Source organism: Ectothiorhodospira sp. PHS-1 (assembly GCF_000225005.1).
Lineage (GTDB): Bacteria > Pseudomonadota > Gammaproteobacteria > Ectothiorhodospirales > Ectothiorhodospiraceae > Ectothiorhodospira.
Genome location: NZ_AGBG01000022.1, coordinates 22,556 through 44,207 on the forward strand (window position 1 = coordinate 22,556; position 21,652 = coordinate 44,207).

Below are 21,652 nucleotides of genomic sequence, written 5' to 3' on the forward strand. Positions count from 1 at the left end.
GGGGAAATGAAGGATGCGGTCAAAATCCGAGCCGCCTAATCTACTTTGAAGCCCCGGCGGCGCCAAGTCCCCGGCAGGATGTACAATACCGACGCGAAGTCCCAAAAAAGGGACTTGAAACCCTTCAAGGGGTTAAACTCGACGGCTTACCCTGATTCTCACACTCAAGCCCCTGACACGACCTGACCATTGGCCAGAGCAAAATCCAAGAAAACGGCGGACAAGCCCGCCCGCAAGCCTGCTTCCGCACCGCGACCCATCAGCGCCCATCTGCGCCGTGCCCTGCGCGAGGGCACCCTGCTGGTGCTGACGGCGGCGGCTGCCTACCTGTTCATCGCCCTGGCCAGCTACAGCCCCACCGACCCCGGCTGGTCCCAGACCGGGACCGGCATGAAGGTCACCAACCTGGGGGGAAGGGCGGGGGCCTGGTTTGCCGATGTGTTCTTCCATCTCTTCGGCTATCTGGCCTATCTGGCGCCGGTGGTGGTGGCCTACAGCGGCTGGCTGGTCTTTCGCGGCCGCAAGGATACCGGTGAGCTGGACCTGCATGCCCTGGGCGTGCGCTGGCTGGGGTTTGTCATCACCCTGGCCGCCGGCTGCGGTCTGGCGACCCTGCACTTTTTGCCGGGCGCGTTGCCCATGAATGCCGGCGGCATCCTGGGCGAGGTGATCGGCGAGGGGCTGGTACCGATCTTTCACCTGCTGGGCGTCACCCTGTTCCTGCTGGCCCTGTTCCTGACCGGCGTGACCCTGCTCACCGGGCTGTCCTGGTTGTCCCTGATGGATCGACTGGGGCGCTACACCCTCCAGGGGGTGGACTGGACCCTGGAATGGATCGCCACGGCCCGGGAGCGCCATGCCGGACGCAAGGCCCGCAAGGAACGGGAAGCCAGGGAAAGCGCCGCCCGAGCCGCCACCCCGGAGCAGGAAGCCCCGCGCCCGCGGTCCCAACCCAAGGTGGAGCCCCGGATCGCCACCCTGCAGGAAGTCCGGGAACCGGACGAGGTAGAAAAACCGGCGCCGAAGATCAAGGCCCGGGTGGAACCGGTCCTGGAAGCGGCGTTGCCCACGCCCGTCACCCCGCCCAAGCCTCCCGCGCCCAAGCGACAGCCCTCCCTGTTTAACGTCGGCGAAATCCCCCCGGACGCCTTCCCGAGCCTGGACCTGCTGGATGCCCCCAAGCCGCAGGAAGGGGGCTATACCGAGGAAGACCTGCACTTCATGTCCCGGCAGGTGGAGGAAAAACTGCGGGACTTCGGGGTCCAGGTGGACGTGGTGGAGGTGCATCCGGGACCGGTGATCACCCGGTTTGAACTGCAGCCGGCACCGGGCCTGAAGGTGAGCCGGATCTCCGGGCTGTCCAAGGACCTGGCCCGGGCCCTGTCGGTGATCAGTGTCCGCATCGTCGAGGTCATTCCCGGCAAGTCCACCGTGGGCCTGGAAATACCCAACCAGAAACGGGAGCTGGTGAGCCTGTCGGAGATCTTCCGGGCGCCGGTATTCGAAAAGGCCGGTTCCGCCCTCACCCTGGCCCTGGGCAAGGACATCAGCGGCCACGCAGTGGTGGCCGATCTGGCCAAGATGCCCCATCTGCTGGTGGCCGGCACCACCGGGTCGGGCAAGTCCGTGGGCATCAACGCCATGCTGCTCTCGCTGCTGTTCAAGGCCCGGCCGGACGAGGTCCGTCTGATCCTCATCGATCCGAAGATGCTGGAGCTGTCGGTGTACGAGGGCATCCCCCATTTGCTGGCCCCCGTGGTCACCGACATGAAGGACGCCTCCAACGCCCTGCGCTGGGGGGTGGCGGAAATGGAGCGTCGCTACAAGCTCATGTCCCAGATGGGCGTGCGCAACCTGGCCGGTTTCAACCGCAAGATCAAGGACGCCATCGCCGCCGGTGAACCCATCCCGGACCCGTTCTACAATCCACAGACCGCCTTCGATCCGGCGGCGCCGCCGCCGGAACTCAAGCCGTTGCCGTTCATCGTCATCGTGGTGGACGAGTTTGCCGACATGATGATGGTGGTGGGCAAGAAGGTGGAGGAACTCATCGCCCGTCTGGCGCAGAAGGCGCGGGCGGCGGGGATTCACCTGATCCTGGCCACCCAGCGCCCCTCGGTGGACGTGATCACCGGTCTCATCAAGGCCAACATCCCCACCCGCATCGCCTTCCAGGTGTCCTCCCGGGTGGATTCCCGCACCATTCTGGATCAGATGGGCGCGGAGCAACTGCTGGGGCACGGCGACATGCTCTACCTGCCCCCGGGCAGCGGGCATCCGGTGCGTCTGCACGGGGCCTTCGTGGCGGACCACGAGGTCCATCACGTGGTGGACTTCCTCAAGGCCCAGGGCGAGCCGGATTACCTGGACGATGTGCTGGAGGAACCGGAATCCGGCGCCGCGGTCGTACCAGGACTGGAGCCGGTGGATTCCGGCGAGGAGAGCGACCCCCTGTACGATCAGGCGGTGGCCATCGTGCTGGAATCCCGCAAGGCATCCATTTCCTATGTACAGCGCCGCCTCAAGATCGGTTACAACCGGGCCGCCCGGATGATCGAGGACATGGAGGCCGCCGGCGTGGTGAGCGCGCTGCAATCCAACGGCAACCGGGAAGTGCTGGCGCCGGCACCCCAGGACTGAAAACGAGATGCCAACACCCATGCGAACCCTGTTTGCCCTGATGCTGACCGCCTGCCTGAGCCTGTCGCCGGTGCTGGCGGACGATGCCCGTGCCCGACTGGATCACTTCTTCCAGGAGATGACCAGTTTCGAGGCGGTGTTCGAACAGATGGTCATCAACGAGCGGGACGAGGTCCTGCAGCATGCCCAGGGCAAGGTCTATCTCAAGCGCCCCGGCCAGTTCCGCTGGGATTATCAGACCCCCTACAACCAGCAGATCGTGGCCGACGGCCAGTATCTGTGGACCTACGACGAAGACCTGGCCCAGGCCACGGTGCAGGAGATGGGCGCCGTGCTGGGGCGTACCCCCATCATGCTGTTGTCCGAACCCCGGGCGCTGGAGGAGGACTTCGAGGTGGCCTCCGAGGGCAATCACCAGGGCCTGAGCTGGCTGTCCCTGACCCCCCATTCCGGCGACACCGATTTTCAGCGCATTCTCATCGGCCTGGACGAGCGCACCGTGCGGATGATGGTGCTCTATGACCAGTTCGGCCAGCAGACCCGCATCCGCTTTGAAGACATGCGGCTCAACCCCCGCATCCCCGATGCCCGTTTCCGCTTCGAGCCGCCGGCCGGGGTGGATGTGATGAGGAACTGAGCACCGCGGCTGCCCGGCGCAACGAGGCAAGCCGGCGAGGTGGAAAGGATTAGGGGCGGCGCCGCTTCAGGTACCGTATCAGACCTTCCCGGTTCACCGCCCGGGTGCTCCAGTTGAATTCGATGGAGGCCATGCGCAGGGCAAAGGTGATCAGGATCGTCACCCAGGCCGCCGCCACCACCGGCACCGACAGCCACTGGGTCATGGCCAGGTAGGCGGTGCCGCCCACCAGGACCGCCAGGGCATAGAACTGACCGGGCTTTAGGATCAGAGGCGGATCACCGGCGATCACGTCCCGGATCAGGCTGCCGCCGACGCCGTTGAGCACCCCCACCAGCAGGGCGGCGGGCAGTCCCAACCCGGCCTCCAGAGAGCGCTCGATGCCTACCACGGCAAAGCCGCCGATCCCGGCGGCGTCGATGATGGCCACCCCGCGACGGGTGTACCAGGGCCGTTCGCCGAACACCAGTCCGATCAGAGTGGCGGCGCCGATGGCGGCCAGGTAGCCCGGATCGGTGAGCAGCACCGGCAGCCCCTGTTGCAGGAACAGCCCGTCCCGCAGCAGACCACCACCCGCGCCGGTGACCAGGGCAAGGAAGAACATGCCGATCAGGTCATACCCCTTGCGCATGGCCACCACCACGCCGGACAGGGCAAAGACGAAGACGGCGCCCAGATCGAAGTAGGCGGGAAGGGCGAAGCTTTCGGGGGACATGCCCGGAGTATAATCCTTATCGGGTCAGTCCGGCATAGAGCATCGGCAGGGTTTCCGGCAGTCGGGCCACATGGTCCACCACCATGTAGCGCCGCGCCCCGAAGATCCGCTCCACATAGTCATCCGCGTGGGGGTCCAGGCTCATGCAGAAACTGTAGACCCCGTGCTTGGCCACTTCCTCCACTGCATGCTTGGCATCCTGACGCAGGTACTGGGGATCCCGCACGTCCGTATCCGCCGGTTCCCCGTCTGTCACGATCAGCAGCAGCTTGCGCCGCGAGGGTTGCCGCCGCAGATGCTCCCCGGCATGGCGGATCGCCGTACCCATGCGGGTGGACATCTGCCCCGTCATTCCCGCCAGACGGGCCTTCACGGTGTCGTCATAGGGGGCGTCGAAATCCTTGAACCGGTAATACTCCACGTCATGACGGCCATCGGAATCAAAGCCGTGAATGGCAAAGGGATCGCCGATCTTCGCCAAGGCCCCCGCCAGCAGCGCCGTGGCCTCCCGGGCCAGATCCAGCACCGTGCTGTCGGTGCCGCGCACCTTGTCGTTGGTGGATTCGGACAGGTCGATCAGCACCAGGACCGACAGGTCCCGCACCTTGCGCTCGGTGCGGATATGCACCCGGGTGTCCGGCTGTCGTCCCATGCGCAGATCCACCAGGGACTCCACCACCGCGTTCAGATCCAGTTCGTCCCCGTCCGGCTGGCGCCGATAGCGCTGCACGCCCTGGGGCTGCATGGCCTCGATCAGGTATTTCAGACGGCTGATCAGCGGCTTGTGCCGTTGCGTCACCGCGTCGATCTCGGCCGGGTCCCCGGTCCGGGGGCGGCGCTCCAGCAAGGTGCACCAGTGGGGGCGCTCCAGCTGCATCTGGTAATCCCATTCCGGGTAATGGAACGGGGCCGACACCGGCGGCTTGCCTTCCTGCTCGTTGAGGCTGGTCTCTTCCTCGTCGCAGAAGAACTCGGTGCTCAGGGTCCAGATCTCCTGGGCGTCATCCCCGGCAAAGGGCACGTCCAGTCCGTTGACCATTTCCATGAGGGTGACGTTGCGCCGTACCTGGGGCCGATCCCAAAGACGGATCAGGTCCACGTCGTCCTGCTCGCCCAGGGTCCACAGATACCGGTTGTCATCCCGATACAGCACCGGGATGTGGTGATGACGGGTGCTGAAGGGTTCGTCGGTGGGGAAGGCCGGCGCCAATTGATGGGCCAGGTCCCAGGCCAGGCCGTGGCGGGTCAGGTCGGCGGCGGCGTCATCGAACCGGGCCCGCGCCCGCTGCACGAAGGGGTGTGGGTCCGGGTAGTCCGGGTCCAGCAGGGCGCGAGCGGTGCGGCCCAGCAGGGCGGTGGTACCGTCGCCGTCCTCGGGTCCGGTCACATGCATGGGCAACCAGAGCTGGCGCAGGCCGGGGAAGGCGGCCAGGGCCAGGGCCTCCACCCGGGCATCCTCGAACAGTCCCACCAGCAGGCCGGTGAGACCGCCGGGATCGTCCGCCGGCATGGGGGCGCGGCTGTGGACCAGATGGGCCGCCCCGTGGGCCGCCGTGGCCCGATAGATCTGCAGGCCGCCGATGCCGAACCCGTCGTCATAGGCATCGGGTACGTAGAGGGTGAAGCCGTCGATGAAGGGGCGCATCCCCTCGCGGGATTCGAAGTCGCCGCTGGTGGGGCGCAGGAAAAAATCCCGGGCCCAGAGGGCACGCAGATACATGTTGATCCGTCGCTGCACGTCCACGAACAGGGTGCCGCGCCGTTCGTTCTGGAACACCGAGCGGGATTCGGGCGTCTCCAGCCCGAAATAGGCGGTCTGGGCCTTGAAGTCCCGACCATGGACCTTGGCCCCCCACAGGGCCCAGCGCCGCAGTCCCCCCAGGGTGAGATGGGTGAGCAGCGGGTCCAGGTGTTCCAGCATGGGCCGCACCCCGCGGGGCACCTGGGCCACCAGGTTGTCCAGCAGACGCAGATACCCCTTGAACAGGGTCGGGTCCGCCAGTCGTCGGGAGGCCACCGGGCTGGTGGCGATCACCAGGCTGATGACCGCGCCGCTGGTCTTGGACGAGAGCTTGATGACGCTCTCGATCAGGTCCATCACCGCGTCTTCCCCCAGTTCCCGGGCCACCACGGGGCTCTCCTGGATGAAGGCCGCCACGGGTTCGGTGCCCTTGCCCAGGGCGTGGAGGGCGCGGGCGCCTTCCATGTAGTAGTTTTTCAGGCCCGTGGAGCTGAAGCTGCGCACCGCTTCCTGCCAGGCCGATTCCAGCACCTCGACGGCATGGCCGCCCAGGTCCTCCAGCAGTTCGGGGTAGTCTTCCAGATGGACGCTCATGGGCCTGATCCTCCTCCCGTGTCAGGGCATCAGAAAAAGGTGGTGACCGCCGCGTCCAGGGCGTCGCGCATGTCCGGATCGTCGGTGAGGGGACGCACCAGGGCCATGCGGCAGGCGGCCAGGGGTTCCACGTCGCGGGCGATCAGGGAACCGGCATGGACCAGCATGCGGGTGGAAATGCCTTCATCCAGGCCGTGGCCCTTCAGGTTCCTGGCCCGTTCCGCCACGCTCACCAGCTTCTTCGCCGTGTCGGTGGCGATGCCGGTTTCATGGGCGACGATCTCCGCCTCCAGGCCCGCTTCCGGGTAATCGAAGTCCAGGGCACCGAAACGCTGCTTGGTGGACTGCTTGAGATCCTTCATCAGGCTCTGGTAGCCGGGGTTGTAGGAGATGACCAGCTGGAAGTCGGGATGGGCGCGCACCAGTTCGCCCTTCTTTTCCAGCGGCAGCACCCGGCGGTTGTCGGTGAGGGGATGGATCACCACCACCGTGTCCTGACGGGCTTCCACCACTTCGTCCAGGTAGCAGATGGCGCCATGGCGGGCGGCCAGGGTGAGGGGACCGTCCTGCCAGCGGGTGCCGTCGGCATCCAGCAGATAGCGGCCCACCAGGTCCGAAGCGGTCATGTCCTCGTTGCAGGCCACGGTGATCAGGGGCTTGCCCAGCTTCCAGGCCATGTATTCCACAAACCGGGTCTTGCCGCAGCCGGTGGGACCCTTGAGCATCATGGGCATGCGCACGGCATAGGCGGCCTCGTACAGGGCCACTTCATCACCGACGGCGCGGTAGTAGGGTTCTTCCTTGATCTGATAATCGCGGATGGTGTCGTGCATGAGTCACTCCCGGAGAACCAGGGCCCCTCTCCCCAAGGGGAGAGGGGGTGGGGTGAGGGGAAAGCTTACTCGCCGCGATGGACGACGAAGGAAGTTCCCTGGCACTGGGCGAAGTTGTCATAGCCGATCACGCGCACCAGGTGATCGGGATGCTCGTTCTTGCAGGCCTCTACTTCGGCCAGCACCGTTTCCACCGACTGCTCGCCGAACATGGGCAGCTTCCACATGTACCAGAAGGAGCCGAAGGCATTTTCCGGTTCGCTGTGCTCGATGGCCGGGTTCCAGCCCTTGCTGATCATATATTCCACCTGCTTGCGCACCTGGTCGGCGGTCATCTGCGGCAGATAGGAGAAGGTTTCGTACTTTTCGGACTGCTTGAAGCTCTGGATCTCGGACATGGTCTTATCCTCTATTCAGTGTCTGGGGGGCGGGGCGGCCCGACGGCCGCCCCCGGCAAGGCTGCTTAGCGGTGCTGCACGTCCAGCTTGTCCACGGTATCGAACTCGAACTTGATCTCTTTCCAGGTTTCCATGGCGATCTTGAGTTCGGGGCTGTGCTGGGCGGCGGCGATGAGGATGTCCTTGCCTTCCTTCTCCAGTTCACGTCCTTCGTTGCGGGCCTGCACACAGGCTTCCAGGGCCACGCGGTTGGCGGAAGCGCCGGCGGCGTTGCCCCAGGGGTGACCCAGGGTGCCGCCACCGAACTGCAGCACCGAGTCGTCACCGAAGATGGTGACCAGGGACGGCATGTGCCAGACGTGGATGCCGCCGGAGGCCACCGCGAAGACACCGGGCATGGCGCCCCAGTCCTGATCGAAGAAGATGCCGCGGGAGCGGTCTTCCTTGATATAGGACTCGCGCAGCAGATCGATCCAGCCCATGGTGGCGGCGCGGTCGCCTTCCAGCTTGCCCACCACGGTGCCGGTGTGCAGGTGGTCGCCGCCGGACAGGCGCAGGATCTTGGCCAGCACCCGGAAGTGGATGCCGTGGCGGGGATGACGGTCCATGACCGCGTGCATGGCGCGGTGGATGTGCAGCAGCATGCCGTTCTCGCGGCACCAGTTGGCCAGACCCGTGTTGGCGCAGAAGCCGCCGGTGATGTAGTCGTGCATGATGATGGGGGCGCCGATTTCCTTGGCGTACTCGGCCCGCTTGTACATCTCTTCCGGGGTGGGGGCGGTCACGTTCAGGTAGTGGCCCTTGCGCTCACCGGTCTCCATCTCGGCCTTGTTGATGGCCTCCATGACGAAGTCGAAGCGCTGGCGCCAGCGCATGAAGGGCTGGGAGTTGACGTTCTCGTCGTCCTTGGTGAAGTCCAGGCCGCCGCGCAGGCATTCGTACACGGCGCGGCCGTAGTTCTTGGCGGACAGACCCAGCTTGGGCTTGATGGTGCAGCCCAGCAGGGGACGGCCGTACTTGTTCATGATGTCCCGTTCCACCTGAATGCCGTGGGGCGGGCCGCCGCAGGTCATGACGTAGGCGATGGGGAAGCGCACATCTTCCAGACGCAGGGCGCGCACGGCCTTGAAGCCGAACACGTTGCCCACCAGGGAGGTGAACACGTTCACCATCGAGCCTTCCTCGAACAGGTCGATGGGGTAGGCGATGAAGGCGTAGAAGCACTCATCGTCACCGGGCACGTCCTCGATGTGGTAGGCGCGACCCTTGTAGTGATCCAGGTCGGTGAGCAGGTCGGTCCACACGGTGGTCCAGGTACCGGTGGAGGATTCGGCGGCCACTGCGGCAGCGGCTTCCTCGCGATCCACGCCCGGCTGCGGGGTCACCTTGAAGCAGGCGAGGATGTCGGTATCCCGGGGGGTGTATTCCGGGGTCCAGTAGGTCTGGCGGTACTCTTTCACACCGGCACTGTAGGTCTTGACTGCCATCATCGACTCCTTTGGGCTTGATGTTTTGAACCACGTCCCGGGTCAAGCCGGGTCGTGGGTAAAGCGTACTCAAATCCGATAGACAAGAGACTACATGATCTATGGGTATAATAGATAATCAATTATGATGATTGTATGTATAAGTTATAACTTATGGTTTGTTGAGTGAGGATCAGGGTGGGGTCCATACCCGTCACTTCTATTTATGAGCAAATCCCAGGTTATAAGTGTTAAACTTTTTGGCATGAACTGAGCACCCAACCTCCTCAGGACCATGCCTCCAAGCCCCACGCCCCGCCTCCAACGCCTGTTCCCCTTCCTGACCTGGTTCCCCATGACCCTCGGCAGTCTGCGGGCGGACCTGATGGCGGGCCTGGCCGTGGCCATGGTGCTCATTCCCCAGTCCATGGCCTATGCCCAGCTGGCGGGCTTGCCCGCCGTCTACGGACTCTACGCCGCCTTCCTGCCGGTGATGGTGGCCGCCTTGTGGGGATCTTCCCGCCAGCTGGCCACCGGCCCGGCGGCCATCGTCTCCCTGCTCACCGCCTCGGCCCTCATCCCCCTGGCGGCCCCGGACTCCATGGAATACATCACCCTGGCCATCAGCCTGGCCCTGCTGGTGGGACTGTTGCAGCTGGGCATGGGACTACTGCGACTGGGGGTCCTGGTGAGCTTCATCTCCCATCCGGTCATCGTCGGTTTCACCAACGCCGCCGCCATCATCATCGTGCTCTCCCAGGTCAACCAGATCCTCGGCGTGCCCATGATCTCCGGCGGCGTGTTCCTGCAGGACATCGGGACCATGCTGATGCAGATCCCCCAGGCCCATTTGCCCACCCTGGCCATGGGCCTGGGGGCGATGCTGGCCATGTGGGGGCTGCGTCGGCGCTTTCCCCGGGTGCCCGGGGTGCTGGTGGTGGTGGTCATGGCCACGGTCATCAGCTGGGCCGTCGGCTTTGAGAAGACCCAGTCCATCACCCTGCAGGACATCCGCTCCGGCCAGGTGCAGGAACTGGTGATCCAGCTCGATACCCAGAAAACGGTACTCAGGACCGAGGATGCCCAGATCCGCACCCTGAAAAAGACCCTGGACGAACTGCCGCCCATGGAGGCCCTGAATCACCGCCATCAGGTGGATGTGCTCATCTACGACAGCCAGCGTCGGGCCGATACCATCAGCCACCTGCAGAGGGAACTCCATGGACTGCCCCTGCGCCAGGCCGGGGGCGAGCATCCGGGGTTCTATCTGGCCGATCAGCTACCGCCGGGGCTGGAACCGGAAGGTCCCGTCTGGCGCATCACCGCCGTGCGCGACAATGTCATCCATCTCAATGGCGGGGGTCACGTGGTGGGGCAGGTGGCCGCCGGCCTGCCGCCCCTGACCCTGCCTCAGCTCAGCTGGGACATGGTGACGGCATTGCTGAGCACCGCCTTCGTCATTGCCCTGGTGGGGTTTACCGAGGCCATCGCCATCGCCAAGGCCATGGCCACCCGCACCGGCCAGCGCATCGACCCCAACCAGGAACTCATCGGCCAGGGGCTGGCCAAGGTGGTGGGCAGCTTCAGCCAGGCCTATCCGGTGAGCGGTTCCTTCTCCCGCTCGGCCATCAACCTGGCCTCCGGGGCGCGCACCGGCATGTCCTCCATCTTCACCGGCCTGCTGGTGCTGCTGGTGATCCTGTTCTTCACCCCCTGGCTGTACCATCTGCCCCAGGCGGTGCTGGCGGGGATCATCATCATGGCCGTGGCCAGCCTGCTGAACCTGCGGGGGCTGCGCCAGTCCTGGGCGGCCCACTGGCATGACGGCATGGCGGCCCTGGTCACCTTTGTCGCCACCCTGGCCCTGGCGCCGAGCCTGGACAAGGGCATCCTCATCGGCGCCGGTCTGGCCCTGGTGCTGTATCTGTATCGGACCATGCATCCCCGGGTGTATGAGCTGGCCCGCACCCCGGAGGGCACCCTGGCGGATGCCCGCATCCACGGCAAGGGCGAGGAAGAGCGCATCTGCATCATCCGTTTCGACGGTTCGCTGTACTTTGCCAACGTGCCCTATTTCGAAGACGCCATTCTGGGCCTGCTGGCCCGCCACCCCAAGGCCCGTTATGTGATCATCATCGCCTCCGGGATCAATGAGCTGGATGCCTCGGGGGAGGAAGTGGTGCGCAACCTGATCTGGCGGCTGCGCAACCGGGACATCAGTCTGGTATTTGCCGGCCTCAAGCCCCAGGTGGTGGAGGTGATGAAGCGCACCGGCCTGTATGAGCAGGTGGGAGAGGGGTTCATGTTCCCCTCCACCGACGCCGCGATCCGCGCCCTGGAAGGGCGTCTGGCGGAGCAGGGCGCCGGTGAGCCGCCGGAAACCGGGCGGGAAGAGAAGGGCTACAGCTCACAGGGGGGGTGAAGCGAAAAACGCTGCCAACACTGGCGAACCCCTATTAAAATGACTAAACTCACTTAGTCTAGTTTGGTCATTACAGGATGCTCCCATGGATACGGTCAATATCCACGAAGCCAAAACCCAGCTCTCCCGGCTGTTGGCGCGTGCCTCGCAGGGAGAAACCGTGATCATTGCCAAGGCAGGCCAGCCCATCGCCAAGCTCACCCCGATCGACACCCCGCCGGCCAGTAAAGTCCGTCGCCTTGGCTTCCTGAAGGGCGCCTTTCAGATTCCCGACGATTTCGACACCATGGCCAGCGATGAAATCGCCGAGATGTTCGGCGGTGAAGATCCCTCATGATCCTGTTGCTGGATACGCACCTGCTGCTCTGGGCGGCTTCTCAACCGGAGAGGCTGTCAGCAACGGCAAAAGAGAAGCTCATGGACGAGAACAATGCGCTCTGGTTCAGCGCTGCCAGTCTCTGGGAAGTGACGATCAAGGCCGGTCTGAGCCGTTCGGATTTTCAGGTGGATCCACACCGGCTGAAACGTGGCCTGATCGACAACGGCTACACGGAACTCCCGATCACCAGCACGCATGCCCTGGCCGTCCACCATCTGCCACCCATCCACCGTGACCCATTCGATCGTCTGCTTGTCGCCCAGGCCGAGAGCGAAGGTGTGCTGCTACTGACGGCCGACGAGACCGTTGCTCGCTATCCCGGCCCGGTCATGCTGGTTTAGATGCAACAAGTCCAAAACCAGAAAGAACCTTGATGAATCGATGCTAGGGTGTCAATGCGGTACTGCTTGGCCATGGTTGTCTTTTACCTGCTCCCTCAAAGTCAGCAACAACTGCGGCTCCCAGTGGGGTAGCTCGATGTCCAGATCGGTCTCCAGCTTCTTCACGCACAACCGCGAATTGCCCGGCCGCCGTGCCGGGGTGGGGTAATCACTGCCGGGGATCGCCGCCACCTGGGCCGGGGTGAGTGTCAAGGCCATCCCCGACTCCGCCGCCCGTCGGAAGATCTCGCAGGCAAACCCATGCCAACTGGTCTCCCCATGGGGCGCCAGATGATACAGACCCTCGATGCCCCGCCCCAGCCGCTGCCGATACACCGCCAGGGCAGTGACCTCGGCAATCAGGCGGGCCGGGGTCGGCGCGCCGATCTGATCATTCACCACCCTCAGGCTGTCCCGTTCCTGGCCCAGCCGCAGCATGGTCTTCATGAAATTGTTGCCCCGGGCGCTGTACACCCAGCTGGTGCGGAAGATCAGATGCGCGGCCCCGCCGGCCATCACCGCCTGATCCCCCGCCAGCTTGCTTTCCCCGTACACGGACAGGGGCCCGGTGGGACTGTCTTCCCGCCAGGGCGCATCCCCGTCGCCGGGATAGACATAGTCACTGGAATAGTGGATCAGCGGAATGCCGGCGATGGCGGCAAAGCAGGCCAGCTGTTCCGGCAGTTCGGCATTCAGGCGAAAGGCCGCCTCCCGCTGCGTCTCGGCCGCGTCCACCGCCGTCCAGGCAGCGGCGTTGACGATCAGTTCCGGACGGATGGCCCGCAAGACCCCGGCCACCGCATCCGGACTGGACAGGTCCAGTTGGGCACGGGTGGGAGCGATCAACGATCCCAGCGGAGACAGGGCCCGCAGCAGTTCAAAACCCACCTGGCCGGTGGCACCCAGGATCAGGATGTTCATGCACTCACCCCCAGTCGTTCGCCCTGATAGCTACCGTCCAGCACATGCTGCCACCAGGAGGCGTTGTCCAGATACCACCGCACCGTCTTGCGCAGACCGGATTCAAAGGTCTCCCGGGGTGTCCAGCCCAGTTCCCGCTCGATCTTGCCGGCATCGATGGCATAGCGCCGGTCATGGCCGGGGCGGTCCTGCACGAAGGTGATCAGGTCTCGATAATGCCCCCCGAAGGCCGGGGCACGCACTGCCTGCAGCAAGTCGCACAGGGTATGCACCACTTCCAGGTTGGTCTTTTCATTGTGGCCGCCGATGTTGTAGGTCTCGCCGGGCCGCCCCTGGGAGGCCACCAGGATCAGGGCGCGGGCATGGTCCTCCACATACAGCCAGTCGCGGATCTGACCACCGTCGCCGTAGACCGGCAGGAGCTTGCCCGCCAGCGCATTGAGGATCATCAGCGGGATGAGTTTTTCCGGGAAGTGGTAGGGACCGTAATTGTTGCTGCAGTTGGTGACCAGGGTCGGCAGGCCATAGGTGCGCTGCCAGGCTCGCACCAAGTGATCGGAACCGGCCTTGCTGGCGGAGTAGGGGGAACTGGGGGCATAGGGCGTGGTTTCGGTGAAGAGGCCGTCCGGGCCTTCCAGGTCGCCGTAGACCTCGTCGGTGGAGATGTGATGGAAGCGGAACCCGTCGGCCTTGTCGGGCCGGTGGGTCTGCAGGCCTTTCCAGTAGCCGCGGGCGGCCTCCAGCAGGGTATAGGTGCCGACGATGTTGGTCTCGATGAAGGCCGCCGGGCCGTCGATGGAGCGATCCACATGGCTTTCCGCCGCCAGATGCATGACGATGTCCGGCTCATGATCGCGAAAGGCCGCCGCCATGGTCTGGGCATCGCAGATGTCGGCCTGGATGAAGTGATAGCGGTCACTGTCGGCCACGGGGGCCAGGGATTCCAGGTTGCCCGCATAGGTGAGCTTGTCCACCACCACCACCCGGTGATCGGTGGAAGTGATCAGCTCACGGACCACGGCGGAGCCGATGAAACCGGCGCCGCCGGTGACGAGAAAGGTTTTGCGCATGGGTCGGATCAAATCCTGATGTTTACCAGTGATACCGCAGCCCGAAGGTCACGAAATTGGAGCCTACCCGCCGAGGGGCGATCACACCATAGATCCCGGACCGATGATGTACCCGGGTGATGAAGCTCAACTGAGGATACCTCACCAGACCCCACTCCACTTCGTAGCCATTGTAATTCTGGAAACGGTAACGTCGCTCCGGGTCATCCTTGGGGCCATCCTCATAGGCCGGATTGCCGAAGGCATAGGACAGCCCCAGGCTCATCGCCGCCCGCAGTCGCACAGGCCCCACTTCCCCCTGGGGGCTGGCCAGCACATAGGCCACGTCCAGTTCCCAGTTGTCCTGTAATCCATAATGCCTGACCACAATGGCCTCGGCGCCGGTGGTCACCCCGGACACCCCGATCCAGCCAAAGGCGGTATCGATGAAACCCGGGGTAGGGGTCTGCTGACGAAAACCCAGGGCGGTGAAGTAGCTGGACTCATAGTCCAGGGAGCCGTCCACCAGTTTCTTGGGCATCTGCAGCAGATCCGAGTCCACCCCCTGGCCCGCGTACAGGGTCAGATCCCGCGCCGGCGCGTCGGCGGCCGCGGCGTGCCCATGCCACGGCCCGCTCACCACAAGCAGGCAGCAGAGCAGGGCGACGGCAAGGTGCCGGCTGGAGAAGGATAGAGTCCCGCGCACGCCGGCCCGGCAGGTGGATCCTTTCAACATGGATGTTTTTCTCACCCCGTGGACGAAGGCAGGTTTCTAACCTGATCCCCGCAAGGGGTCAAGTTGTGCTCACCAAATGCCTTCGTGCAGGTCGTCATTCCCGCGCAGGCGGGAATCCAGCGGGGGGGGCAAAAAAGAAAACCCGATTCTGTGGTGTACTGCAAAGCACCATTCCGGATCAGGATGCTATACTGTCGGCAAGTTTTACCCTCCATGGATTGAGGGCCGGTCGGAACCCCGGCGGCTCCTGTTCTCAACGGCTGAGAGGTCATTGTGCTGTCGCAATTTTCGGGCAAGCGTGTGCTTTTGCTGCAGGGGCCCATGGGGCCTTTCTTCTGGCGCCTGAGGAAAGACCTGGAGGCTGCCGGGGCCGAGGTGGACAAGATCAACTTCTGTGCCGGCGACCAGCTGTTCTACCCGTTCCGTGCCATCAATTATCGCGGCACCCTCAAGGACTGGCCGGATTACCTGGCCGGCTTGCTGGCGGATCGCGGGTACGATGCCGTGATGCTCTTCGGTGACTGCCGTCCCTATCATACCGTAGTGCCCCACGTCATCCGTTTTCTCAAGGTCCGCCTGTACGTCTTCGAGGAAGGCTATCTGCGACCGGATCACATCACCCTGGAACAGGGCGGAGTGAACAGCTACTCCTCCTTGCCTCGGGACCCGGATCACTACCGTCGTTTCGCCCCCCACGAGGTGGAAACCGCCACCTGGGCCCGTGCCACCCGGCCGGTGTTGCGGGCGGGCATCTACGCCACGCTGTATGCCATCGCCAGCCATTTCCTGAACCGTCGCTTCCCCGGCTATGAGCATCATCGCCCCCTGCACCCGCTGTCCGAGGCCTTTGTCTGGACCCGGAGCCTGTGGCGCAAGCACTGGTTCAAGCTACGGGAACGCAAGCTGGCCCGGTCGCTCCAGGACGCTTCGGCGGGGAGTTTCTTCCTGGTCCCGTTGCAGACCCACAACGACGCCCAGATCCGGGTCCACTCCGATTTTCGCGACATCCCGACCTTCATCGAAGACGTGATGCGCTCCTTCGCCGAACATGCGCCGGTCAAGCAGCGCCTGGTCATCAAGCATCACCCCATGGACCGGGGCTATCGGGAATATGGCCCGCTCATCCGTCGTCTGACCGCCAAGTATCAACTCCAGGGCCGGGTTCACTATGTGCACGACGTTCACCTGCCGATGCTGCTGGAGCGTGCCCGCGGCACGGTGGTCATCAACAGCACCGTGGGCCTGTCTTCCATTCTCCATGGCACACCGGTGTGTGTACTGGGTGACCCGGTCTATCACATGCCGGGGCTGACCCATCAGGGCACCCTGCACAGTTTCTGGAACAACCCCGGGGAAGTGGACAAGGCGCTGTTCAAGCGGTTTCGCGCCTGGCTGCTGGCCCACAATCAGGCCAACGGCAATTTCTATCAACCCCTGCCGGGCCTGAAGGGACATGCCGGCGTGACCTGGCCTCCGCTACTGGGCGCCGAGGAACTCGCCATGAACTCGGACCTGGACAGGGCGCGGGAACGGCGTCAGCAGCGCAACCTGCGCCCCGGCACGGCGGTACTGGGAAAATGTGCCCAACCGGTATCCGGAAAGGCGGTCTGAGTTTCATTCCTCCCCTCATCCCCGACCCTTCTCCCACTGGGGAGAAGGACGCGTCCTTTCAAGCAAAGACCTCCGCCTTCGCCAGCGGCACGCCTTCCTGGTCTTTCCCCGACAGCACCGGCTCCCCCTCAAAGGGCCAGGCAATCCCGATCTTCGGATCATTCCAGGCAACGCAGCGCTCACACTCCGGCGCATAGAAATCCGTGGTCTTGTAGAGAAACTCGGCCACCTCGCTCAAGGTGAGGAAACCATGGGCAAACCCGGGCGGGATCCACAGCTGCCGCCGGTTCTGCGCGGACAGCACGGCACCCACCCATTGCCCGAAGGTGGGGGACGAGCGACGAACATCCACCGCCACATCAAACACCTCCCCCTGAACCACCCGCACCAGCTTGCCCTGGGCATGGGGCGGCAGCTGATAGTGAAGCCCTCGCAGTACCCCCCTCACCGAACGTGAATGGTTATCCTGCACGAACTCAGCCCGCACCCCGACGGCGGCCTCGAAGGCCCGGGCATTGAAGCTTTCGTAAAAAAATCCCCGCTCATCGCCGAACACCCTGGGCGTTAACAGCACCACCTCGGGAATGGCCAGACGCTTTGCCTCCATCATCACACCTCCGTCTGGAGCAGGTTCATCAGATACCGTCCATAGCCCGTTTTGGCCAGGGGCGCGGCCAGTGCTTCCAGCTGTGTCCCATTGATCCAGCCGGCCCGGAAACAGATCTCCTCCGGACAGCACACCTTCAGGCCCTGCCGCTGTTCAATGGTGGCAATGAACTGCCCCGCATCCAGCAGACTGTCATGGGTGCCGGTATCCAGCCAGGCATAGCCGCGGCCCATGATCTCCACATGCAGCTCACCCTGTTCCAGGTATCGCCGGTTCAGATCGGTGATCTCCAGTTCCCCCCGGGCCGAGGGCCGCAGGCCCCGGGCCAGTTCCACCACCTGCTGGTCGTAGAAGTACAGCCCGGTCACAGCATAACTGGACTTGGGGCGCGAGGGCTTTTCCTCCAGGGAGAGCACCCGCCGGTCCCGGTCGAATTCCACTACCCCGTAGCGCTCCGGATCTTGCACATGGTAGGCAAACACCGTCGCGCCCCGGGTCCGTTCCATGGCGCTTTTCAGCATGGGCGGCAGGTCATGGCCGTAGAAGATGTTGTCCCCCAGCACCAGGGCGGAGAGATCATCACCGATGAAATCGGCGCCGATGGTGAAGGCCTGGGCCAGACCGTCGGGGCTGGGTTGCACCGCGTAGGAAAGCTGAATACCCCACTGGCTGCCGTCCCCCAGCAGCTGCGAGAAGCGTGGGGTATCCTGGGGGATGGAGATGATCAGGATCTCCCGAATCCCCGCCAGCAGCAGGATACTGAGGGGGTAGTAAATCATCGGCTTGTCGTAGACGGGCAGCAGCTGCTTGGACACCGCCAGGGTCGCGGGATGAAGCCGGGTGCCGGAGCCGCCGGCCAGGATGATGCCTTTGCGCTTCTGGATCATGGTGCCTCGCATGGGTTATGGCAGGGGGACAATGTGCCGGAATTTTACACCGTTCTCATCAAACACCTTGTTAATTAGGCATTAGTTTTCCCTGGTGCCCTTTAGTTTTCCAGCGCATAGGCTCGTCCAATACTTTGACACCGGGAGGGGGGCAGAGTAGGCTACAAAAGTAGCAAACCCCGTCGGGAGAAAATCATGGGCATGCCTGTCCGCATTGAAGACGAACTGTACGAAAGCGCCAAGGCCCAGGCCCGGGCGGAATGCCGCACCATCGCCGGTCAGATCGAGTTCTGGGCCAAGGTTGGTAAGGTTGCTCTCGACAATCCCGACCTGCCGGTCGAGTTCGTACGCGACTTGCTCATCGCCCGCGCAGAAGGCCGCGAGCAGGCCACACCTTTTATTCCGCAGGGTCTTTCCCGGGAGTGATCACGGTCCTCCAAACCAATGCCTTCAGCCGTGCCTATAAGCGCCTTCAGCGCAACCAGCAGGCCGCCATCGACGCTGCAGTCGCAACCATCGTCGACCATCCTGAGCAGGGCGAGGCCAAGAAAGGCGATCTTGCCGGTGTGTTCGTCTACAAATTCCCGTGCGTCGGTCAGCAATTCCTACTCGCCTACGAGTACGACCCGGTTACCCGACTGCTTTTGCTGGTCGGCACCCACGAGAACCTCTATCGCAACCTCAAACGCTGATCACCTCCTCTACCACTCCCACACCATCGGCACCAGCAACAGTGCCAGCGCCCCGGTCACCACCGTCAGCGGAATCCCCGCCCGCAGATAGTCGCTGAATCGATACCCGCCGGGACCGTACACCATCAGATTGGTCTGATAGCCGAACGGGGTGGCAAAACTGGCCGAGGCTGCGAACATGATGATCACCGCAAACGGCAGTACGCTCACCCCCAGATCCGCCGCCACCGCAAACGCAATGGGAAACATCAGGACCGCCGCGGCATTGTTGGTGATCAGCGACGTGAACAGAGCCGTCACCAGATACACCATCAGCAGATTCACCCAAGGGTCCGTTCCCGCCAGCCCCGTCAGGGTCAGGGCGATCGATTGGGCCAGACCGGTGTTCTCCATCGCCGCCGCCACCCCGAAGGCCGCCGCGATGGTCAACAGCACCGACCAGTCCAGGCTGCTGCGGGCGGAGAACATGCTTACGCAGCCGGTCAGAACCATCAGCCCCGCCGCCGCCAGCGCCGCTTCCAGCATGCTCAAAAGCCCCAGGGTGGCACTGCCCACCATGGCCGCCAGGATCCCCACCGCCACCAGCGCCCGGTCATGGCGCGGTGCCACCGAATCCTGCACTTGGCTCATCAGGAAAAAATCCCGCCGATTGCGGTTCTGGGCCAGAAAGCTCGGCCCCGCCTCCACCAGTAGAGTATCCCCCGGCCGCAGCACCACATCCCCCAGCTTGCCCCTGAGCCGCTGGCCGTTGCGGGCCGCTGCGATCACCACCGCGTTGTAACGGTTGCGAAACTTCCCGTCGCGGATGGTCATCCCCACCACCGGGCAGGTATTGGATACCACTACCTCCAGCAAGGCCCGATCCGAACGACGGCCATCCAGCTTGAACACCTGATCGGTGGCCGGCGTCAGCCCACGAATCCGCTGCAGATCCACCATGGACTCCACCACCCCCACGAAGATCAGCCGGTCCCCGGCCCGCAACACCTCCTGGGGCGACACCGCCGGAATCAGGGTGCCGTCCCGATCCAGCTCCATCAGAAAGCCGCCGGGCAGATGCCTGAGACCGGCGGCCTCGATGGTCTGACCCACCAGAGGGCCGCCGGCCTCGACGATCATCTCCAGAGTGTATTCCCTGGGATCATCGATCTCGCTGATGGCCGGCTTGCGGTCCACGAACAGCCAGCGATTGCACAGGATCATGAAGGCCAGCCCCACCAGGGCCACCGGCACCCCCACCCAGGCGATGTCGAACAGCCCCAGCCCGTCGCCGGTCTGCTCCAGCAACAGGCCGTTCACCACCAGGTTGGTGCTGGTGCCGATCACCGTCACGGTGCCCCCCAGGATGGCGGCAAAGGACAGCGGCATCATCAGACGGGACACCGGCAAGTGAAACTTGCGTGCCCACTCGCTTACCGCCGGGATCAGCATGCCCACCACCGGGGTGTTGTTCAAAAAGGCGCTCATGATGGCGACCGGCCCGGTCAGGCGCACCTGCGCTCGCATCAGGTTGGTAGGGCGCCCTAAAAGACGGTTGACGATCCACTGGATCCCCCCGGTCTCCCGCAGGCCGGCGACCACGATATACAGGGCGGCCACCGTGATCACCCCCTGGTTGGACAGCCCCGCGAAGGCCTCGCCGGGAGAGATGATGCCGGTCAGCAGCAACAGCACCACCGCCCCGAAAAAGACGAGATCCGGCGCCGCCCGGGTGAGGGTGAGCACCGACAGCATGCCGACCACAATGGCGGCGGTGAACCAGGCTTCCAGTGGCATGGGATGAGTCTTTTAATCAGTATGGCGGGAGAAGTGTCCTGGCACTGGAATATACAGCAAGAGGGGAGGGCGTGCCGGAGACGGGCAGGGCTTACCCTTTGCGCCGTCTATGCTAGCATTCACCCGAATGTCATAATCCGGGTTGGCAATGAAGCTCCCAACCCCGCGGACGGTGGAATTGAACAACAACGCCTTAAGCACTCCTGTGGACGTCGTGATCGCCTGGGTGGATGGAGAGGATCCGGTCATTCAGGAAAAACGCAACCGATACCTGGGCCAGGAAAAAAATGTTCCCCAAGTTGCCAGCAAGGCAAGACGCTTCACGGACAACGGAGAAATAAAATTTTGTCTGCAGTCAATAGCCACCCATATGACATGGGTGAACCGGATTTTCATCGTGACGGACGGTCAGGTTCCATCCTGCGTCAAAAATGATGCGCCTGAAATAAGCCGCATCCGCGAAAGAATCAGCATCGTGGACCATTCGGAAATCTTTGCAGGATATGAGTCACTCCTGCCCACCTTCAATTCGCTGGCCATCGAGACCTTCATCTGGCGAATCAATGATTTGTCCGAGCATTTCCTCTACCTGAATGATGACTTCTTCTTCTGCGGGCCAGTCCGGGCGAGAGATTTTTTCAGGGACGGGAAAGTGCTGCTCAGAGGCGCGTGGCACGACTGGCACGCCATGGAAAAACTGTCCTTTCATGGGGAGAACAACCGCAACGGCGCCGCCTACAGCGGTTACCATGAAAAGTCCTTCTTCAAAGCGGTTCATGTTGCCTATCCCATGAAAAAAAGCGTGCTTGAGAATGCATTCCACGAACACAAGGAAGCCTTTGAAAAAAATGCAGCTCACCGATTCAGAAGCCGCGGACAATTTTGGCCCGTATCAGTACACAATCATATTGCCTTGGAACATGGACTTGCGGAAGTGAAGCATGACGGCAAGGACTGGGTACACTTTTCCGTCGCCTTCTGCCGCGACGCCAAGCCCACTCACATCAGAAAAAGACTCTCGATGCTGAAAAGAAGAGATAAAAAAGTGTGCTGCATCAATTACTTCGAGGCAGTGCTCAGCAAGGTCCCGGAAGCAAGCAAAAAAGTGGAAAAGGCCATCTCACCAACCCCGCTGCAAAAGTTCATGCACCTTCTCGGCAGGTAACAG

The 21,652-nt window shown here is 63.5% G+C and carries 20 protein-coding genes; 9 read left to right on the top strand and 11 right to left on the bottom strand.

Annotated features, from left to right (window positions below):
- Positions 1-189 precede the first annotated feature (189 nt).
- Both ECTPHS_RS09905 and lolA read left to right on the top strand, forming a co-directional pair.
- Positions 190-2,640, top strand: coding sequence for a DNA translocase FtsK (locus tag ECTPHS_RS09905; protein ID WP_008932603.1), 2,451 nt, complete (start codon positions 190-192; stop codon positions 2,638-2,640).
- 7 nt (positions 2,641-2,647) lie between these two features.
- Entirely contained in the window at positions 2,648-3,277 is a 630-nt protein-coding gene (lolA, locus tag ECTPHS_RS09910) for an outer membrane lipoprotein chaperone LolA (protein WP_246828351.1), read from the top strand.
- A 49-nt stretch (positions 3,278-3,326) separates the two neighbouring features.
- Here lolA and ECTPHS_RS09915 read toward each other — a convergent pair whose 3' ends face one another.
- From ECTPHS_RS09915 to ECTPHS_RS09935, 5 genes are all read right to left on the bottom strand, one after another.
- On the bottom strand, positions 3,327-3,992 hold the full coding sequence (locus ECTPHS_RS09915) for a trimeric intracellular cation channel family protein (protein WP_008932605.1): 666 nt from the start codon (positions 3,990-3,992) through the stop codon (positions 3,327-3,329).
- A gap of 16 nt (positions 3,993-4,008) precedes the next feature.
- The gene (locus ECTPHS_RS09920; RefSeq protein ID WP_008932606.1) at positions 4,009-6,327 is read right to left on the bottom strand and encodes a nitric oxide reductase activation protein NorD; all 2,319 of its coding nucleotides are present in this window, start codon (positions 6,325-6,327) and stop codon (positions 4,009-4,011) included.
- A gap of 29 nt (positions 6,328-6,356) precedes the next feature.
- Positions 6,357-7,160: a CbbQ/NirQ/NorQ/GpvN family protein gene (locus ECTPHS_RS09925; protein ID WP_008932607.1), complete on the bottom strand. Its 804-nt coding sequence runs from the start codon at positions 7,158-7,160 to the stop codon at positions 6,357-6,359.
- 65 nt (positions 7,161-7,225) lie between these two features.
- On the bottom strand, positions 7,226-7,558 hold the full coding sequence (locus ECTPHS_RS09930; protein ID WP_008932608.1) for a ribulose bisphosphate carboxylase small subunit: 333 nt from the start codon (positions 7,556-7,558) through the stop codon (positions 7,226-7,228).
- A gap of 65 nt (positions 7,559-7,623) precedes the next feature.
- Complete coding sequence (locus ECTPHS_RS09935; protein ID WP_008932609.1) at positions 7,624-9,045, bottom strand: form I ribulose bisphosphate carboxylase large subunit; 1,422 nt, start codon at positions 9,043-9,045, stop codon at positions 7,624-7,626.
- A 274-nt stretch (positions 9,046-9,319) separates the two neighbouring features.
- Between ECTPHS_RS09935 and ECTPHS_RS09940 the strand changes: the two genes are divergently transcribed.
- The 3 genes from ECTPHS_RS09940 (at position 9,320) to ECTPHS_RS09950 (ending at position 12,166) form a co-directional block, all read left to right on the top strand.
- The gene (locus tag ECTPHS_RS09940; RefSeq protein ID WP_040405751.1) at positions 9,320-11,446 is read left to right on the top strand and encodes a SulP family inorganic anion transporter; all 2,127 of its coding nucleotides are present in this window, start codon (positions 9,320-9,322) and stop codon (positions 11,444-11,446) included.
- An 85-nt stretch (positions 11,447-11,531) separates the two neighbouring features.
- Positions 11,532-11,783, top strand: a complete 252-nt coding sequence (locus ECTPHS_RS09945) for a type II toxin-antitoxin system Phd/YefM family antitoxin (protein ID WP_008932611.1) — start codon at positions 11,532-11,534, stop codon at positions 11,781-11,783.
- Positions 11,780-12,166 (top strand): type II toxin-antitoxin system VapC family toxin, encoded by a 387-nt coding sequence (locus tag ECTPHS_RS09950; protein ID WP_008932612.1) that lies wholly within the window; start codon positions 11,780-11,782, stop codon positions 12,164-12,166. The genes ECTPHS_RS09945 and ECTPHS_RS09950 overlap by 4 nt, the downstream gene beginning before the upstream one ends.
- Positions 12,167-12,217: 51 nt before the next feature.
- On the opposite strand, the gene rfbD is transcribed toward ECTPHS_RS09950, so the two are convergent.
- The 3 genes from rfbD to ECTPHS_RS09965 are packed head-to-tail and all read right to left on the bottom strand — an operon-like array spanning position 12,218 to position 14,911.
- Positions 12,218-13,126, bottom strand: coding sequence for a dTDP-4-dehydrorhamnose reductase (gene rfbD / locus ECTPHS_RS09955; protein WP_008932613.1), 909 nt, complete (start codon positions 13,124-13,126; stop codon positions 12,218-12,220).
- Complete coding sequence (gene rfbB, locus ECTPHS_RS09960) at positions 13,123-14,196, bottom strand: dTDP-glucose 4,6-dehydratase (protein ID WP_008932614.1); 1,074 nt, start codon at positions 14,194-14,196, stop codon at positions 13,123-13,125. The genes rfbD and rfbB overlap by 4 nt, the downstream gene beginning before the upstream one ends.
- A gap of 22 nt (positions 14,197-14,218) precedes the next feature.
- Positions 14,219-14,911 (bottom strand): hypothetical protein, encoded by a 693-nt coding sequence (locus ECTPHS_RS09965; RefSeq protein ID WP_008932615.1) that lies wholly within the window; start codon positions 14,909-14,911, stop codon positions 14,219-14,221.
- A gap of 321 nt (positions 14,912-15,232) precedes the next feature.
- On the opposite strand from ECTPHS_RS09965, the gene ECTPHS_RS09970 reads away from it, so the two are divergent.
- Positions 15,233-16,522 (top strand): capsule biosynthesis protein, encoded by a 1,290-nt coding sequence (locus ECTPHS_RS09970; RefSeq protein WP_246828352.1) that lies wholly within the window; start codon positions 15,233-15,235, stop codon positions 16,520-16,522.
- Between the two features lie 58 nt (positions 16,523-16,580).
- Here ECTPHS_RS09970 and rfbC read toward each other — a convergent pair whose 3' ends face one another.
- Together rfbC and rfbA are read right to left on the bottom strand one after the other, a co-directional pair.
- Complete coding sequence (gene rfbC / locus ECTPHS_RS09975) at positions 16,581-17,129, bottom strand: dTDP-4-dehydrorhamnose 3,5-epimerase (RefSeq protein ID WP_008932617.1); 549 nt, start codon at positions 17,127-17,129, stop codon at positions 16,581-16,583.
- A gap of 2 nt (positions 17,130-17,131) precedes the next feature.
- Positions 17,132-18,016, bottom strand: coding sequence for a glucose-1-phosphate thymidylyltransferase RfbA (gene rfbA / locus ECTPHS_RS09980; RefSeq protein ID WP_008932618.1), 885 nt, complete (start codon positions 18,014-18,016; stop codon positions 17,132-17,134).
- Positions 18,017-18,211: 195 nt separating this feature from the next.
- Here rfbA and ECTPHS_RS09985 point away from each other — a divergent pair, with 195 nt between their 5' ends.
- Positions 18,212-18,442 (top strand): ParD-like family protein, encoded by a 231-nt coding sequence (locus ECTPHS_RS09985; protein WP_008932619.1) that lies wholly within the window; start codon positions 18,212-18,214, stop codon positions 18,440-18,442.
- On the top strand, positions 18,439-18,708 hold the full coding sequence (locus ECTPHS_RS09990; protein WP_008932620.1) for a type II toxin-antitoxin system RelE/ParE family toxin: 270 nt from the start codon (positions 18,439-18,441) through the stop codon (positions 18,706-18,708). The genes ECTPHS_RS09985 and ECTPHS_RS09990 overlap by 4 nt, the downstream gene beginning before the upstream one ends.
- 9 nt (positions 18,709-18,717) lie before the next feature.
- On the opposite strand, the gene ECTPHS_RS09995 is transcribed toward ECTPHS_RS09990, so the two are convergent.
- Positions 18,718-20,484, bottom strand: coding sequence for an SLC13 family permease (locus ECTPHS_RS09995; RefSeq protein ID WP_008932621.1), 1,767 nt, complete (start codon positions 20,482-20,484; stop codon positions 18,718-18,720).
- A gap of 178 nt (positions 20,485-20,662) precedes the next feature.
- On the opposite strand from ECTPHS_RS09995, the gene ECTPHS_RS14040 reads away from it, so the two are divergent.
- Positions 20,663-21,649 (top strand): Stealth CR1 domain-containing protein, encoded by a 987-nt coding sequence (locus ECTPHS_RS14040; RefSeq protein ID WP_168044660.1) that lies wholly within the window; start codon positions 20,663-20,665, stop codon positions 21,647-21,649.
- Positions 21,650-21,652: the final 3 nt, after the last annotated feature.